15 protein-coding genes are annotated in these 14,913 nt (G+C 70.6%); 9 read left to right on the forward strand and 6 right to left on the reverse strand.

The window, feature by feature from the left end; genetic code table 11:
- Positions 1-76: 76 nt before the first annotated feature.
- Positions 77-1,468 carry an FAD-binding oxidoreductase gene (locus BJ984_RS15245; RefSeq protein ID WP_179548713.1) on the reverse strand — a complete coding sequence of 464 codons (1,392 nt, stop codon included), beginning with the start codon at positions 1,466-1,468 and terminating at the stop codon, positions 77-79.
- A gap of 179 nt (positions 1,469-1,647) precedes the next feature.
- Between BJ984_RS15245 and BJ984_RS15250 the strand changes: the two genes are divergently transcribed.
- Positions 1,648-1,821 carry a hypothetical protein gene (locus tag BJ984_RS15250; RefSeq protein ID WP_179548714.1) on the forward strand — a complete coding sequence of 58 codons (174 nt, stop codon included), beginning with the start codon at positions 1,648-1,650 and terminating at the stop codon, positions 1,819-1,821.
- 101 nt (positions 1,822-1,922) lie between these two features.
- Here BJ984_RS15250 and BJ984_RS15255 read toward each other — a convergent pair whose 3' ends face one another.
- Positions 1,923-2,549 (reverse strand): LON peptidase substrate-binding domain-containing protein, encoded by a 627-nt coding sequence (locus BJ984_RS15255; protein ID WP_373877446.1) that lies wholly within the window; start codon positions 2,547-2,549, stop codon positions 1,923-1,925.
- Between the two features lie 51 nt (positions 2,550-2,600).
- On the opposite strand from BJ984_RS15255, the gene BJ984_RS15260 reads away from it, so the two are divergent.
- Positions 2,601-3,098, forward strand: coding sequence for a DUF427 domain-containing protein (locus BJ984_RS15260; protein WP_179548715.1), 498 nt, complete (start codon positions 2,601-2,603; stop codon positions 3,096-3,098).
- 21 nt (positions 3,099-3,119) lie between these two features.
- Here the strand turns inward: BJ984_RS15260 and ychF are convergent, their stop codons facing one another.
- Together ychF and BJ984_RS15270 are read right to left on the reverse strand one after the other, a co-directional pair.
- Positions 3,120-4,193 carry a redox-regulated ATPase YchF gene (ychF, locus tag BJ984_RS15265; protein WP_179549501.1) on the reverse strand — a complete coding sequence of 358 codons (1,074 nt, stop codon included), beginning with the start codon at positions 4,191-4,193 and terminating at the stop codon, positions 3,120-3,122.
- A gap of 96 nt (positions 4,194-4,289) precedes the next feature.
- Complete coding sequence (locus BJ984_RS15270) at positions 4,290-5,804, reverse strand: CoA-acylating methylmalonate-semialdehyde dehydrogenase (RefSeq protein ID WP_179548716.1); 1,515 nt, start codon at positions 5,802-5,804, stop codon at positions 4,290-4,292.
- A gap of 160 nt (positions 5,805-5,964) precedes the next feature.
- Between BJ984_RS15270 and BJ984_RS15275 the strand changes: the two genes are divergently transcribed.
- Complete coding sequence (locus BJ984_RS15275) at positions 5,965-7,647, forward strand: DNA recombination protein RmuC (protein ID WP_179548717.1); 1,683 nt, start codon at positions 5,965-5,967, stop codon at positions 7,645-7,647.
- A gap of 122 nt (positions 7,648-7,769) precedes the next feature.
- On the opposite strand, the gene glpX is transcribed toward BJ984_RS15275, so the two are convergent.
- Positions 7,770-8,750: a class II fructose-bisphosphatase gene (gene glpX, locus BJ984_RS15280; protein ID WP_179548718.1), complete on the reverse strand. Its 981-nt coding sequence runs from the start codon at positions 8,748-8,750 to the stop codon at positions 7,770-7,772.
- Positions 8,751-8,927: 177 nt separating this feature from the next.
- On the opposite strand from glpX, the gene fbaA reads away from it, so the two are divergent.
- Positions 8,928-9,953: a class II fructose-bisphosphate aldolase gene (gene fbaA, locus BJ984_RS15285; protein ID WP_179548719.1), complete on the forward strand. Its 1,026-nt coding sequence runs from the start codon at positions 8,928-8,930 to the stop codon at positions 9,951-9,953.
- 59 nt (positions 9,954-10,012) lie between these two features.
- Positions 10,013-10,666 (forward strand): DUF6264 family protein, encoded by a 654-nt coding sequence (locus tag BJ984_RS15290; protein WP_179548720.1) that lies wholly within the window; start codon positions 10,013-10,015, stop codon positions 10,664-10,666.
- A 25-nt stretch (positions 10,667-10,691) separates the two neighbouring features.
- Here BJ984_RS15290 and BJ984_RS15295 read toward each other — a convergent pair whose 3' ends face one another.
- Positions 10,692-11,726, reverse strand: coding sequence for a 4-hydroxy-3-methylbut-2-enyl diphosphate reductase (locus BJ984_RS15295; protein WP_179549502.1), 1,035 nt, complete (start codon positions 11,724-11,726; stop codon positions 10,692-10,694).
- 84 nt (positions 11,727-11,810) lie between these two features.
- Here BJ984_RS15295 and xseA point away from each other — a divergent pair, with 84 nt between their 5' ends.
- From xseA to BJ984_RS15315, 4 genes are read left to right on the forward strand one after another with little or no spacing between them, the layout of a single operon-like run.
- The gene (xseA, locus tag BJ984_RS15300; protein WP_179548721.1) at positions 11,811-13,166 is read left to right on the forward strand and encodes an exodeoxyribonuclease VII large subunit; all 1,356 of its coding nucleotides are present in this window, start codon (positions 11,811-11,813) and stop codon (positions 13,164-13,166) included.
- 9 nt (positions 13,167-13,175) lie between these two features.
- Positions 13,176-13,397: an exodeoxyribonuclease VII small subunit gene (locus BJ984_RS15305; RefSeq protein ID WP_179548722.1), complete on the forward strand. Its 222-nt coding sequence runs from the start codon at positions 13,176-13,178 to the stop codon at positions 13,395-13,397.
- A gap of 2 nt (positions 13,398-13,399) precedes the next feature.
- Positions 13,400-14,068: a DUF4245 domain-containing protein gene (locus tag BJ984_RS15310; RefSeq protein ID WP_179548723.1), complete on the forward strand. Its 669-nt coding sequence runs from the start codon at positions 13,400-13,402 to the stop codon at positions 14,066-14,068.
- The gene (locus BJ984_RS15315) at positions 14,065-14,817 is read left to right on the forward strand and encodes a carbonic anhydrase (protein WP_373877434.1); all 753 of its coding nucleotides are present in this window, start codon (positions 14,065-14,067) and stop codon (positions 14,815-14,817) included. The genes BJ984_RS15310 and BJ984_RS15315 overlap by 4 nt, the downstream gene beginning before the upstream one ends.
- Positions 14,818-14,913: the final 96 nt, after the last annotated feature.

Below are 14,913 nucleotides of genomic sequence, written 5' to 3' on the forward strand. Positions count from 1 at the left end.
GGGCCGCCCTCCGCGGCCCTCGCGCCTCCGAGAGTAGCGGGTGGCGGGGTCGCGCCGGGGCCTATCCCGCCGGTGCCTATCCCACCGGCGCCGTCTCGGGGAAGCCGTGGAAGAGCGTGTCGGGGTCGAAGCGGGCGATGAGGTCGCGGATGCGCGGCCAGTCCTCGTCGCGGAACGAGCGCGCGATGCGCTCCGGGTGCTCGCGGATGTCGGCCTCGCTCAGCACGTGCCCCGTGCACGTCGGCAGCAGCGCGGCGGCGACCTCGTCGAGCCAGGCGCGGTTCGCGGCGTCGTCGGCCGGGTCGTCCCAGATCACGTACACGATGAGGACTGTCGTGTCGTGCAGCCCGTAGGCCGCCTCTCCCACGGGCAGCAGCTCGGCGCCGCGGCCGTTCGCGGGCATCCCGGTCAGCACGTAGCTCTTGCCCGACGGCGCGCAGGCCATCAGCGCCTCGAGCGGTGCCATCGCCTCGTCGAGGGGCAGGTGCGTCCAGAAGGTGTCGGCGAGGTACCGCGCCCCCTCGGGGTAGGTGGCGTCGACGGGCACGTGCAGCTCGCTCAGACGCGCGGGCCCCTCGAACCGCCCGAGCGGCACGAGCCCGGGCGCGCCGTCGCCGAGCGGCGCGAGCGCGTCGGTCACGCCGTCGCCGTCGCCGTCGCCGTGCGCCTCGATGACGGCCGTGGCAGCCACTCCGACGACCAGCGGATGCTCGGCGGTCCCTCCCGGCCGCCCCACTCCCTGCGTCACCACCGCCACCTCGACATTCGGCTCCAGCCCCGCCGAGGCCTCGGTCACCCACCTCGTGACGGCGGCCAGCTCGTCCAGCGGATACGTCCACGTGCTCACCCGCACCTCCGCCGGCGCCGGCCGGAGCTGCACCTCGAACGACGTCACGACGCCCGGGAACCCGGGCCCGACACCCCGCGCCAGCCAGAACAGGTCCTGGTTCTCGTCGACGGACGCCGTCCGCAGCTCGCCGTCCGCCGTCACCACCCGGAGGCTCCGGATCGAGAAGCACGACGGAAGCCACGCCCCCCAGTTCACCCCGAGCCCTCCCCCGAGGAGGAACCCACCCACCCCGGGATCGCCGCAGTGCCCCACCGGAAACGCCAGCCCCTTGGCCTCGAGCGCCGCCGACAACGCCTTCCCCCGAACCCCCGGCCCGATCGTCGCGACCATCGCCTCGGCGTCGACCGCGATCCCGTCGAGCTCACCCAGATCGATCAGCACCCCGCCCTCGCGCACCGACGCCGCAACCCAGCTGTGCCCGCCCGAGCGCACGGCGACCCGCTGCCCCACCGCGGCGGCATCCCGCACGGCCTGCACGACCTCGGCCTCGTTGCGCGGCCGCACCACCGCCACCGGCCGCCCGCCGGCCACCATCGCGTTGAACACGCCCTCGACGACGGCTCCCTCGAACCTCTCGTCCCCGGCACAGATGGTCTCGGGTCTCAGCTCAGCGATCACGGCCTCACGCTATCCACCGCTCCCCCGCCCCGCTCGCCCCAGAACGGGGCCGCCGTTGCCGCGCCTCGCCCGCCCCAGCACGGGGCCGCCGTTGCCGCCCCGCCGTCGCAGTCCTAGGTTGAGGTCACGATCCCGGCCCTCGGGCCTGCCGCCTCGACCGAGCTGCGAAGGAGTCCCTCATGACCGACGCCGACACCCCTGCCCCCGACACCGCCCCCGACGGAACCGAGCCCGACGAGCATCCGGAACTCGCCGCCGGCACCGCCGTGCCCGACCAGCTCACCGACGAGCCCACGATCACCCCACCCGTCGGCGCCCCGGGCGCCGCCGACGGCTCCGGCGCCGACGCCTGAGCCGCGGCTCACGGCAGCGGACCAGTCGCGGCACCGGCCCGGTGCACGCGATGTCGGCGCCGCTGCCCGATCACCGGATCCGGACTCGACGAGGTGGTGCCTCACTCGGCCGACCAGAGCACCTCCGCCTCGAGGACCAGGCCGATCAGCCGACGCAGAAGATCCTCCATCGAGGTGGACTTCACGAGCGTGTACCGGTCGTACTCTCCGAGCGGAGCGATCGCCGCCAGTTGCCACACGGCAGTGCCGGGATCCTCCGACAGCTCGATGTCGTCCTCCGACTGCGACCCCGACTCCGACCCCGACTCCGACTCCGTGACGCGGGCGATCGCACGCCGGACGACCGCTTCAGCCTCGGCCCGCAGAGCTGCGAGCTCCTCCGACCACTCCAGATCCGGCAGCATCGAGAGCTCGGCCCGGGGGTACGGGTCCTCGTCGATCCAGCGCTCGACCGTGAACCGCCGGGTGCCCAGGCCGACGATCAGAAGGCCGTCGGCACCCGCGGCGACGCTCACGAGCCGCGCCATCGTGCCGACCGAGGCGCGCTCGTCGCCACCCCCGGCCTCCGGTCCGCGCTCGATGAGGACGACACCGAACTCGAACCCCGGCTCGTCCTCGTCGAGCAACCGCCCGACCATCGTGAGATATCGGGGCTCGAACACCCGCAGAGGAATGGGCATGAAGGGGAACAGCACTGACCCGAGCGGGAACATCGGCGAGGCGGCCATGCTCCAGTGAAGCACTGCTGACACGGTGTGACGCTGACATAGAGTGAAGAGGTGCACCGACCGCGTCCGGAGATCCCCGCGTCAGGGCAGGAGTCTGTCTGGGACTACCCGCGGCCGCCGCGAGTCGAGCGCGTCACCGCGCCTGTCACGGTCCGGCTGGGCGGACAGCTCGTCGTCGAGACCCGAGACGCCGTGCGGGTGCTCGAGACCAGCCATCCGCCGGTCTACTACCTCCCGATCACCGACTTCGCACCCGGCGCACTGACCCCCGCCGACGGTTCGTCGTTCTGCGAGTTCAAGGGCGCCGCCCGGTATCTCGACGTGCGCGGCGGTGACGAGGTGCGGCCGGCGAGTGCATGGAACTACCCGCAGCCGTCTCCCGGGTTCGAGCAGCTCCGAGACCGCGTCGCCGTCTACGCCCAGCAGATGGACGAGTGCACGGTCGACGGCGAGGTCGTGACGCCGCAACCCGGAGGCTTCTACGGGGGCTGGGTCACTCGCGCTGTCGTCGGGCCCTTCAAAGGCACGCCCGGGTCACAGGGCTGGTAGTGCCCGGGCGAGACGCGAGTGCTAGTTGTTGAAGCGGAACTCGACCACGTCGCCGTCCTGCATGACGTAGTCCTTGCCCTCGATGCGGGCCTTGCCGCGCGAGCGGGCCTCCGCGATCGAGCCCGTCTCGACGAGGTCGTCGAACGAGATGACCTCCGCCTTGATGAAGCCCTTCTGGAAGTCGGTGTGGATGACGCCGGCCGCCTGCGGGGCCGTCCAGCCCTTGCCGATCGTCCAGGCGCGCGACTCCTTGGGGCCCGCGGTGAGGTAGGTCTGCAGACCCAGCGTGTCGAAGCCGATGCGGGCGAGCTGGTCGAGGCCGCTCTCCTCCTGGCCGGTCGATTCGAGCAGCTCGGCGGCGTCGGCGGGGTCGAGGTCGATCAGCTCCGACTCGAGCTTCGCGTCGAGGAAGATCGCCTTGGCCGGGGCCACGAGGTCGGCGAGCGCGCCCTTGCGGGCCGGGTCGTTCAGGATGCCCTCGTCGACGTTGAAGACGTAGATGAAGGGCTTGGCCGTCAGAAGCCCGAGCTCCTTGATCGGCGCGAGGTCGATCGACGACGCCGAGAGCGGCTTGCCGGTGTCGAGCCAGGCGCGGGCCTCCTGCGCGGTGGCGAGCACGACGGGCTCGAGCTTCTTGCCCTTGACCTCCTTCTCGAAGCGCGCTTCCGCCTTCTCGAGGGTCTGCAGGTCGGCGAGCACGAGCTCGGTGTTGATGGTCTCCATGTCGCTCGCGGCGTCGACCTTGCCGTCGACATGCACGACGTCGTCGTCGACGAAGCCGCGGATGACCTGAGCGATGGCATCGGCCTCGCGGATGTTCGCCAGGAACTTGTTCCCCAGCCCCTCGCCCTCGCTCGCACCCTTCACGATTCCCGCGATGTCGACGAACGACACCGGCGCCGGCAGGATGCGCTCGCTGCTGAAGATCTCGGCCAGCTTGTCCAGCCGCGGGTCGGGAAGGTTCACGACCCCGACGTTCGGCTCGATGGTGGCGAACGGGTAGTTCGCCGCCAGGACCTGGTTCTTGGTGAGGGCGTTGAACAGGGTGGACTTGCCGACATTGGGCAGTCCGACGATCGCGATAGTAAGAGCCACGAGCGTCAAGCTTAGCTTCCGGATGCGCGCGCCGAGCTTCGGGGTGCGCGGGGCCTGCCCGCCCGGAGCAGCGCCCCGCGCATCCGGAGCTCTTCGCTAGTTCTGGGGGAAGCCCAGGTTGATGCCGCCGTGCGAGGGGTCGAGCCAGCGCGAGGTGATCGCCTTCTCCTGGGTGAAGAAGCGGAAGCCCGCGAGGCCGTACGCCTTCGAGTCGCCGAAGATCGAGTCTTTGACGCCGCCGAAGGAGTGGTAGGCGACCGGCACGGGGATGGGCACGTTGATGCCGATCATGCCGACCTCGACCTCGTTCTGGAAGCGGCGGGCCGCCCCGCCGTCGTTGGTGAAGATGGCCGTGCCGTTGCCGTAGGCGCCGTTGTTGATCAGGTCGACGCCCTCCTCGTAGGAGTGCACGCGCACCACCGAGAGCACCGGGCCGAAGATCTCGTCGAGGTAGACCTTGCTCGTGGTCGGCACGTCGTCGATCAGCGTCGGGCCGAGCCAGAAGCCGTCGGCGTCGCCGTCGACCTCGATGCCGCGGCCGTCGACGACCACGGTGGCGCCGTCGGTCGCCGCGATGTCGATGTAGGAGGCCACCTTGTCGCGGTGAACCTCGGTGACGAGCGGGCCCATGTCGCAGTTGCGGCGGCCGTCGCCGATCTTCAGACCGGACATCCGCTGCTGGATCTTGGCGACCAGCTCGTCGGCGATGGTATCGACGGCGACGAGCACCGAGATGGCCATGCAGCGCTCACCCGCCGAGCCGAAGCCCGCGTTGATGGCGGCGTCGGCGGCCAGGTCGAGATCGGCGTCGGGGAGCACCAGCATGTGGTTCTTCGCCCCGCCGAGGGCCTGCACGCGCTTGCCGTTGCGGGCCGCGGTCTCGTAGATGTAGTGCGCGATGGGGGTGGAGCCGACGAAGGAGATGCTCTTGACGTCACTGTGGTTCAGCAGGCCGTCGACGGCCTCCTTGTCGCCGTGCAGCACGTTGAACACGCCGTCGGGCAGTCCGGCCTCCTTGAAGAGCTCGGCGAGCCAGTTCGCGGCCGACGGGTCTTTCTCGGAGGGCTTCAGCACGACCGTGTTGCCGGCCGCGATGGCGATCGGGAAGAACCACATCGGCACCATCGCCGGGAAGTTGAACGGGCTGATGATGCCCACGACGCCGAGCGGCTGCTTGGTGGAGTAGACGTCGACACCGGTCGAGACGTTCTCGGAGTACTCGCCCTTCAGCAGGTGCGGGAAGCCCGTGGCCAGCTCGACGACCTCGAGGCCGCGGGTGATCTCGCCGGCGGCGTCGGAGAGCACCTTGCCGTGCTCGGCGGTGAGGATCTCGGCGAGCTCGCCCTTGCGCGCGTTCAGCAGCTCGCGGAACGCGAACATGACCTGCTGGCGCTTCGTGATGCTCGTGTCGCGCCAGCCGGGGAAGGCGGCCTTCGCGGCGGCGACGGCGGCATCGATCTCGGCGGCGTTCGCGAGTGCGACGCTCTTGGACTGGCGACCGAGGGCCGGATCGAACACGGGGGCGGTGCGGCCGCTCGTCGACACGAGCTCGGCCCCGCCGACCCAGTGGTTCACGACGGGCAGCTGGCCGGTGGAGACATCGTCTGACATGATTCCTGACTTCTTCGGTGGGAACGGGCTTGTTCGATGGGAACGGGAGTACTTCATCGATGGAGCTGAATCACGCCAGCCTAGGGCTTCGGGCCGACGTTGGGACGGCGTGTCGACGTGGCGATCCGCCGTTGTCGGTGGCCGCTGACACACTGGGGGCATGGACGCACTCCTCCCCCTCGTCATCGGTCTCCTGCTGGGCCTCGCCCTCGGTGTGGCCGGCGGGTGGCTGCTCGCTCGCAGTCGGCGGGCGGATGCTCGTTCCGCGGCAGACCCGGCCGTCGACGCGGCGCTGGCCGAACGCACCGCCGACCTCACCGAGGTGCGCGGTCGCGTCGAGCAGCTCGTCGACGAGCGGGCGGCGCTGCAGAGCCGCCTGGCCGCGGTCGACGCCACGGCCACCGCGCTGCGCGAGCAGGTCGACATCGGCTCGCTCGCCCATCGGGAGCAGATCGAGTCGGCGTCGCGCGCCCACCGCGAGCAGGCCGCCGCTGCAGCCGCACAGTTCGAGGCGCAGCTCGAGTTCGCCAAGGAGCAGGCGCGCGAGCGCCTCGCCCAGCAGGATGCGCAGTACAAGGCGCAGATCCGCGGTCTCGAGGAGCGCCTCACCGACTTCCAGCGCCGGCTCACCGAGCTGAAGGAGGCCGAGGCCGCCCGCATCGACGAAGACAGCAAGGTGCTCGTGGCGCTCAGCCCGGTGCAGGAGAGCCTGAAGGCCGTTCAGGCGAAGGTCGTCGAGCTCGAGACCCAGCGCCAGCAGCAGTACGGCGAGCTCTCGCAGCAGCTCAAGTCGGCCACGGAGTCCGAGGAGCGCCTGCGCTCGACGGCCGAGTCTCTCGCGTCGGCCCTCCGGTCCAACAGCACGCGCGGCGTCTGGGGCGAGACGCAGCTGCGCAGCGTCGTCGAGGCGGCCGGGCTGATCGAGCGCGTCGACTTCGACGTGCAGACGAGCATCCAGAGCGACTCGGGCGTGGGCCGGCCCGACATGGTCGTGCACCTTCCGGGCGGCAAGAACATCGCCGTCGACGCGAAGGTGCCGTTCGATGCCTACCTTGAGGCCTCGTCGATCCCGGCGTCGGCCACCGGCGCCGAGAGCGACCGCCGCACGCAGCTGATGAAGAAGCACGTCGCCGCGTTGCGCAGCCACATCACGGCGCTCGGCACGAAGGGCTACTGGAACGGGCTCGAGGCCTCCCCCGAGCTCGTGATCGCGTTCATCCCGAGCGAGTCGCTGGTGTCGAGCGCACTCGAGGCCGACCCGTCGATCATGGAGTTCGCGTTCGGCAAGCGCGTGGCCCTCGCGTCCCCGGTCACCCTGTGGTCGGTGCTCAAGACCGTCGCGTTCAGCTGGCAGCAAGACGTACTGACCCAGGAGGCGCGTCAGCTCTTCGACCTCAGCCAGCAGCTCTACACGCGCCTCGGCAAGACGGCCTCGCACATCGACAAGCTCGGCCGCACGATCGACCGCACGGTGAAGGACTACAACGCCTTCATCGGCTCCTTCGAGCGCCAGGTCTTCCCCACGGCCCGCAAGCTCGGCGCCCTCTCCTCCGAGAGCCTCTTCCCCGAGCTCGCCCCCCTCGAAGAGACCCCCCGCGAGCTCTCGGGCCACGAACTCCTGGCCGAACTCGAGGCGGCCGCCCCCGCCGACCCATCCCCCGCCGAGTCCGCGCCGGCCGACGGCACCCCGACCCACGACGTTCGCACCGAACTCGAGGCTGCCTCGCCCCACACCGATGCGAAGCGAGACGCCGACTACCTCGACCACGAGTCGTCTCACCCCACGACCCCGTCCACGGTGGTCACCCTCGACTTCGGCGACGACAAAGCCGCCAACGCCTAACTCAATCCCACCCAGAACACCGGTCGCTGGGCCGGGTGATGTTCCGCCTCAGCCGCCTTTGAGCTCCGCTCAACCCTTAGGCTGAGGTGGAATATCACCCGGCCCAGCGACCGGAAGCCCGCCTACAGCCACTTCTCCAAAAGGTGATCAGCTTCGATCCGCCGAATAGTCCCCGAGTGCGACCGCAGCACGATCGATTCAGTCCGGATGATCGGCCCCAGCCGCTTCACCCCCGCCACGAGCCCCCCGTCGGTCACCCCCGTGGCCACGAAGAACGTGTTGTCGCTCCGCACCAGATCGTCAGCCCCGTAGATCATGTCGAGATCGAGCCCCGCGTCGATCCCCTTCTGCCGCTCCTCGTCGTCCTTCGGAGCGAGCCGCGTCTGGATGAACCCGCCCAGCGCCTTGATCGCGCACGCCGTCGCCACGCCTTCAGGGCTCCCGCCGATGCCGACGCACATGTCGATGCGCGTTCCGTACCGGGCCGCGTTGATCCCGCCGGCGACGTCGCCGTCGAGCATCAGCCGGGTGCCGGCGCCGGTCGCGCGGATGTCCTCGATCAGTTGCGCGTGCCGCGGCCGGTCGAGCACGGCGACGCGGATGTCGCCGACGTCCTTGCCCTTCGCCGCAGCCAGCGCCCGGATGTTGTCGCCGATCGGCCGGTCGATGTCGATCACGCCGATGCCGTCCGCATCCGTCACGATCTTGTTCATGTAGAACACGCTGGAGGCGTCGAGCATCGACCCGCGGTCGGAGGCGGCCAGCATCGAGATGGCGTTCTGGCGGCCGGCGGCGGTGAGCGAGGTGCCGTCGATGGGGTCGACCGCGATGTCGCAGGAGGGCCCGCGGCCGGTGCCGACGTGCTCGCCGTTGAAGAGCATCGGCGCCTCGTCCTTCTCGCCCTCGCCGATGACGATCACCCCGGCGAAGTCGACCGTTCCGAGGAACTTGCGCATCGCATCCACGGCAGCACCGTCGGCGGCGTTCTTGTCACCCTTGCCGATGAAGGGCTGAGCCCGGATGGCGGCGGCCTCGGTGGCCCTCACCAGCTCCATCGCCAGGTTGCGGTCGGGATTCTCATAGAGAGGTGCGCTGTCGTTCATCGACGTTCCTTCCGAGGGTTCCCCGCCAGCCTATCCGGGTGGGCCGTGGCGGGAACCGCCGCCCACGCGCATCCGCCTGGCCAGAGCCCGGTGGCTGGCTAGACTCGTCGTTGACACGGCACCGGCTGGAGCGCACGGCTTCGCTCGCCGGCCGCTCTGCCCACCAAAGGAGATGACATGCCCATTGCAACCCCCGACCAGTACGCCGAGATGCTCGACAAGGCCAAGGCCGGAGCCTTCGCCTACCCCGCCGTCAACGTCTCGTCGTCGCAGACGCTGAACGCCGTGCTGCAGGGCCTGAGCGAGGCCGGGTCGGACGGCATCATCCAGGTCACCACCGGTGGCGCCGACTACTTCGCCGGCCAGACGGTCAAGGCCCGAGCCACCGGCGCCCTCGCCTTCGCCGCGTTCGCGCACGAGGTGGCCAAGAACTATCCCGTCACGGTCGCGCTGCACACCGACCACTGCCCCGAGCCCGCCCTCGCCGACTTCGTGCTGCCGCTGATCGCGGCTTCCGAGGAGGAGGTCAAGGCCGGCCGCGACCCGATCTTCCAGTCGCACATGTGGGACGGCTCGGCCGTGCCGCTCGGTGAGAACCTCCGCATCGCCGAGGACATGCTGAAGCGCACCAAGGCCATCAACGCCATCCTCGAGGTCGAGATCGGCGTCGTCGGCGGCGAGGAGGACGGTGTCAGCCACGACATCAACGAGCACCTCTACACCACGCTCGACGACGCGATCGCGACCGTCGAGGCGCTCGGCCTCGGCGAGAACGGCCGCTACATGGCCGCCCTCACCTTCGGCAACGTGCACGGCGTGTACAAGCCCGGCAACGTCAAGCTCAAGCCCGAGCTGCTGAAGGAGATCCAGGACGGACTGACCGCCAAGTACGGCCACGGCCCGAAGCCCCTCGACCTCGTCTTCCACGGCGGATCGGGATCGACCGACGCCGAGATCCACGAGGCGGTGCAGAACGGCGTCGTGAAGATGAACATCGACACCGACACCCAGTACGCCTTCACCCGCTCGATCGCGGACACCATGTTCAAGAACTACGACGGCGTGCTGAAGGTCGACGGCGAGGTCGGCAACAAGAAGGTCTACGACCCCCGCGCCTGGGGCAAGATCGCCGAGACCGCCATGGCCGCTCGCGTGGTCGAGGCCACCCAGCAGCTGGGCTCCGCCGGCCACTCCGGCAAGTAACCCGCGGCGGCCCCCCGAGGAGCCGCCGTCCAGCACCGAACCACCGAGCAGGGAACCGCGTGACCGACGAGCGACCGAAGCCCAAGTACGGAGAACTGGCCCCCGAGGGCTGGGTCTGGCAGCCGCCGAAAGAGGCGACCCCCGACCCCGTCCCCGAGGCCGAGACCTCTCCGGCACCGGCTCCGGTCGCTCGTCCGTCGGGCCGGCCCCCGGTCGATCCGCGCTGGCCGGCTCCGGATGCTCGTGCCGCGCGCTCCTCGACGGGTGCTCCCGAGGGCGACCCGGCGCCGGGTGCCGAACCGGTCCCGGCCCCGCGACGCGGCCTCGCCGTCGACGTCAACATCACGATCGTGCTGCTCGTTCTCGGCACCCTCTCGGTGGGATCGAGCGTCGCCACGCTGCTCGACCTGAACGGCTACATGACGACGGCCGGAGCCGCTTTCGGGCTCGGCGGCTATCCCGCGAACGAGGTCACGCGCGTCACGGGCGTGACCGGCGCCGTGCTGCACGTGCTGCTGATCGCGGGAACGGTGTGGCTGTCGATCCGGCGGATCAAGCGGCAGAAGCTCGCGTTCTGGGTACCGCTGACGGCGGCCGTGGTGTCGTTCCTGATCACCTGCATCTGCGTGGCGATCGCGTTCTCGCAGGCGCCGGAGCTGCTCGACTCACTGACGACGCTGCCGGCGGTCGTGACGATCACGCCGACGCCTTAGCGGCCCGGCCCAGCAGCCGCAGCCGCTACGCGCTGTGGCGGCCGCCCAGCGCGCGGGCGTCGCGGTTGCCCGCGGTGTCGCGGCGCAGCTCCTTCGGCAGCGAGAACACGAGGTCCTCCTCCGCCGTCTGCACGGTCTCGATGTCGCCGTAGCCGGCCGCTGCGAGGTCGTCGAGCAGCTCCTGCACGAGCACCTCGGGCACCGAGGCGCCGGAGGTCACGCCGACCGTCTCGACGCCGTCGAGCCACTCCTGCTTGACCTCGTGGGCGTAGTCGACCCGGTAGGCGGCCTTCGCGCCGTACTCGAGGGCGACCTCGACGAGACGCACCGAGTTGGAGGAGTTGGCCGAACCGACCACGATCACGAGGTCGGCGCCCTGCGCGACCTTCTTGATGGCGACCTGGCGGTTCTGGGTGGCGTAGCAGATGTCGTCCGACGGCGGGTCCTGGAGGTTCGGGAACTTCTCCCGCAGCCGGCGCACCGTCTCCATGGTCTCGTCGACGGACAGCGTCGTCTGCGAGAGCCAGACCACCTTGTCGGGGTCTTTGACCTCGATGTCGGCCACCGCATCCGGACTGCCGACCAGGGTGATGTGCTCGGGGGCCTCGCCCGCCGTGCCCTCGACCTCCTCGTGGCCCTCGTGGCCGATGAGGAGGATCTCGAAGTCGTCGCGGGCGAAGCGCACGGCCTCGCGGTGCACCTTCGTGACCAGCGGGCAGGTGGCGTCGATGGCCTGGAGGCCGCGGTCGGCGGCGCCCTGCACGACCGCCGGCGAGACGCCGTGGGCCGAGAACACGATGTGGGCGCCCTCGGGCACCTCGTCGATCTCCTCGACGAAGATGGCGCCGCGCTTCTCGAGGGTCGAGACGACGTGCACGTTGTGCACGATCTGCTTGCGCACGTAGACCGGGGCGCCGTAGTTCTCGAGCGCCTTCTCGACGGCCACGACCGCCCTGTCCACTCCTGCACAATAGCCACGTGGGGCTGCCAGCAGCACACGCTTGTGACCGGTCACCGGGTTATCCTTTAGCCTGTTGCGAAGGCCGGGAATCCTCGGCATCGGCAGGCTGATGGTCGTCGCGTTGCTCACCCTTCGATTCTACGTGAGCACAACTGGGTGAAGGCCTGAAGGAGAGAACCAGACGTGTCCGACGCTCCCGCCCCCTCGTTCTCGTCGGGGCCGCCGACGCTCGAGAACCCCTGGCCCGTGGGCGAGCTGGCGCAGAAGATCCGCGGCTACATCGAGCGCCTCGGCACCGCGTGGGTCGAGGGCGAGATCACGCAGTGGGGCGTGTCGGGCGGCAACGTCTACGGAAAGCTGAAAGACCTGTCGGGCGACGCCACCGTGAGCTTCACCATCTGGTCGTCGGTCAAGGCGAAGCTGCCGGCCGACCTCAAGCAGGGCGACCGGGTGATCGCGCTGATCAAGCCGAGCTACTGGGTGCGCGGCGGCTCGCTCTCGATGCAGGTGTTCGAGATGCGGCACGTCGGGCTCGGCGACCTGCTCGAACGGCTCGAGCGGCTGCGCGCGCAGCTCGCCTCCGAGGGGCTGTTCGACCGCGGCCGCAAGCGCTCGCTGCCCTTCCTGCCGGGCACCGTCGGCCTCGTCACGGGCAAAGACAGCGACGCCGAGAAGGACGTGCTCCGCAACGCCCAGCTGCGCTGGCCCTCTGTGCGGTTCCGCGTCGTGCACGCGGCCGTGCAGGGCGACCGCACGGCCCGCGAGGTCGTGGCGGCCATCGAGCTGCTCGACGCCGATCCGGCGGTCGAGGTCATCATCGTCGCCCGCGGCGGCGGCGACTTCCAGAACCTGCTCGGCTTCAGCGACGAGGCCGTGGTGCGCGCGGCCGCGGCGGCGACCACCCCCATCGTCAGCGCCATCGGCCACGAGGCGGATGCTCCGCTGCTCGACCTCGTCGCCGACCTCCGCGCCTCCACCCCCACCGATGCCGCGAAGCGGGTCGTGCCCGACGTCACCGAGGAACTGATGCGGGTCGATCAGGCCCGCACGCGCATCCGCACCCGGGTCGCTGCCACCGTCTCGATCGAGGTCGACCGGCTGACGCAGATCCGCTCGCGCCCGGCGCTGTCGAACCCGGCCTGGATCATCGACTCCCGTTCGGAAGACCTCACCCGCTTCGTCGCCCGCGGCGAGGAGCTGGTCAGCCGCGTGCTCGAACGCGAGGGCAACCGGGTGCGGGAGCTGGTGGCGCACGTGCGGGCCCTGTCGCCGCAGCGCACGCTCGACCGCGGGTACGCCATCGTGCAGTCGGTCTCCGGGCCGAACGCGGGGCACATCGTGCGGGCGGCGACGGATGCTCCGCAGGGCTCCCTCGTCACGGTGACGGTCGCCGACGGCGCGCTCGACGCGGTCTCCTCGGGTCCCTCCTCCTCGGGTGCGGCCGCCGCGGCCCGCGTCCCCTCCTCCACAGGTTCGGGTGATGTGGAGCACGACGCCGGGACCGGCGGCACCGCCGATCCCTCCGTCTCCGATCGATAGGATTGAGCCATGGCCTCCTCGCCCTCCCCCGACGTGCAAGCCCTCTCCTACGAGGAGGCTCGCGACGAGCTGATCCGCGTGGTCGGCGAGCTCGAGCAGGGCTCCGCCACCCTCGAGCAGTCGCTCGCGCTCTGGGAGCGCGGCGAGTCCCTCGCGGCCCGCTGCGAGCAGTGGCTGATCGGCGCCCGGGAGCGGCTCGACGCCGCCCGCAGCGGCGCGGCAGGCGAGTAGTCGTGGCCAAGAGCACCGAACCCCGCGTCGTCGCCGAGCTCGGCCGGCCCGAGACCGCTGAAGAGACGGCGGCCCGCAAGGCCGAGCAGTCCCGCCTCTACCGCGACCGAAAGACGCTGCGCAATCTGCTCTACGCGCTGCTGGTGTCGGTGGGGCTCGTCGCGGCGATCATCTTCCTGGTGCCGCGCCCCGAGGAGTCGCTGCTCGAGAGCGTCGACTACCAGGACGTCGCCGCGAGCGCGCAGGCCTCGATGCCCGTGCCGCTGGCCGCGCCCGAGCTGCCCGAGGGCTGGACGTCGAACGCCGCCGAGGTGCGCTCCGGCACGGCCGACGGCGTGCTCTCCTGGTACGTCGGCCTGATCACGCCGCAGAAGCAGTACATCGGGCTGACCCAGGCGGTGGATGCGAACCCCACCTGGCTCGCCGACCAGGTCGGCCGCGGGCTCGCCTCCGGAACGGTCTCGCTCGACGGCGTCGACTGGACCGTCTACGACAACCGCGACCGCGCCGGCTCGTCCGACGAGGTCGGCAACGCCGAGTACGCCCTGACCACCGAGTCGGGCGCCACCACCTACGTCGTGTTCGGCACCGCCGACCCCGACGAGATCGAGCAGGTCGCGGCGGCCCTCGCGGCCAACGTGCAGGAGCAGCCCGCGGAGGCAACCCGATGACCCACGACAGCATCCCCACCGCCGACGCGGTCGACGAGCCCGCCACGGCGGGCACCACCGACGAGGTGACCACCGGTGCCGCGACCATCGCCGACGCGGTCGAGCCCATCGGCGAGGCCACGACGCCGGCGCGGGTATGGGCCACGATGTCGCGCGGCAACGAGCGGTTCGTCGCCGGCACCCCGAAGCACCCGCGTCAAGACGTCGAGACCCGCGCCGAGCTCGCCCACCTGCAGACGCCGCGCGCGGCCCTGTTCGGCTGCAGCGACTCCCGGCTGGCCGCCGAGATCATCTTCGACCTCGGCCTCGGCGACCTCTTCGTCGTGCGGAACGCCGGCCAGGTCATCTCCGAATCGGTGCTCGGCAGCCTCGAGTACGCCGTCGAGGTGCTCGGCGTGTCGCTGGTCGTCGTGCTCGGCCACGACGAGTGCGGCGCCGTGCGCGCGGCCATCGACTCGCAGCTCCCCGACGCCGCTCCCCTCCCGCCGCACATCCAGTCGCTCGTCTCGCAGATCGTCCCCGCCATCGCCGAGGTGCCGACCGATCGTGCCGACGACGGCACGCTGCTCTCGGCCCCGGATGCGGGTCTGGTGGGCAAGGCCCATCTCCGTGACACCGTGCGCCAGCTCCTGGAGTCCTCCGAGATCATCACCGAGGCGGTGGCCGAGGGTAGATTGGCCGTCGTCGGCGCGAACTACCGCCTGGCCGAGGGCCGGGCCGTGCCCGACGTGGTGGTCGGCCAGATCTGATCCCGGGCGTCTCCGAGATCACGCGGATGCGCCCCTCCCGCTTCACACCAGAAATCACCGACTCCGGCGCCCGGCGCGTCGTGGTCACGTAGAAAG

Origin of the sequence: Herbiconiux flava (assembly GCF_013409865.1) — a bacterium.
GTDB lineage: Bacteria > Actinomycetota > Actinomycetes > Actinomycetales > Microbacteriaceae > Herbiconiux > Herbiconiux flava.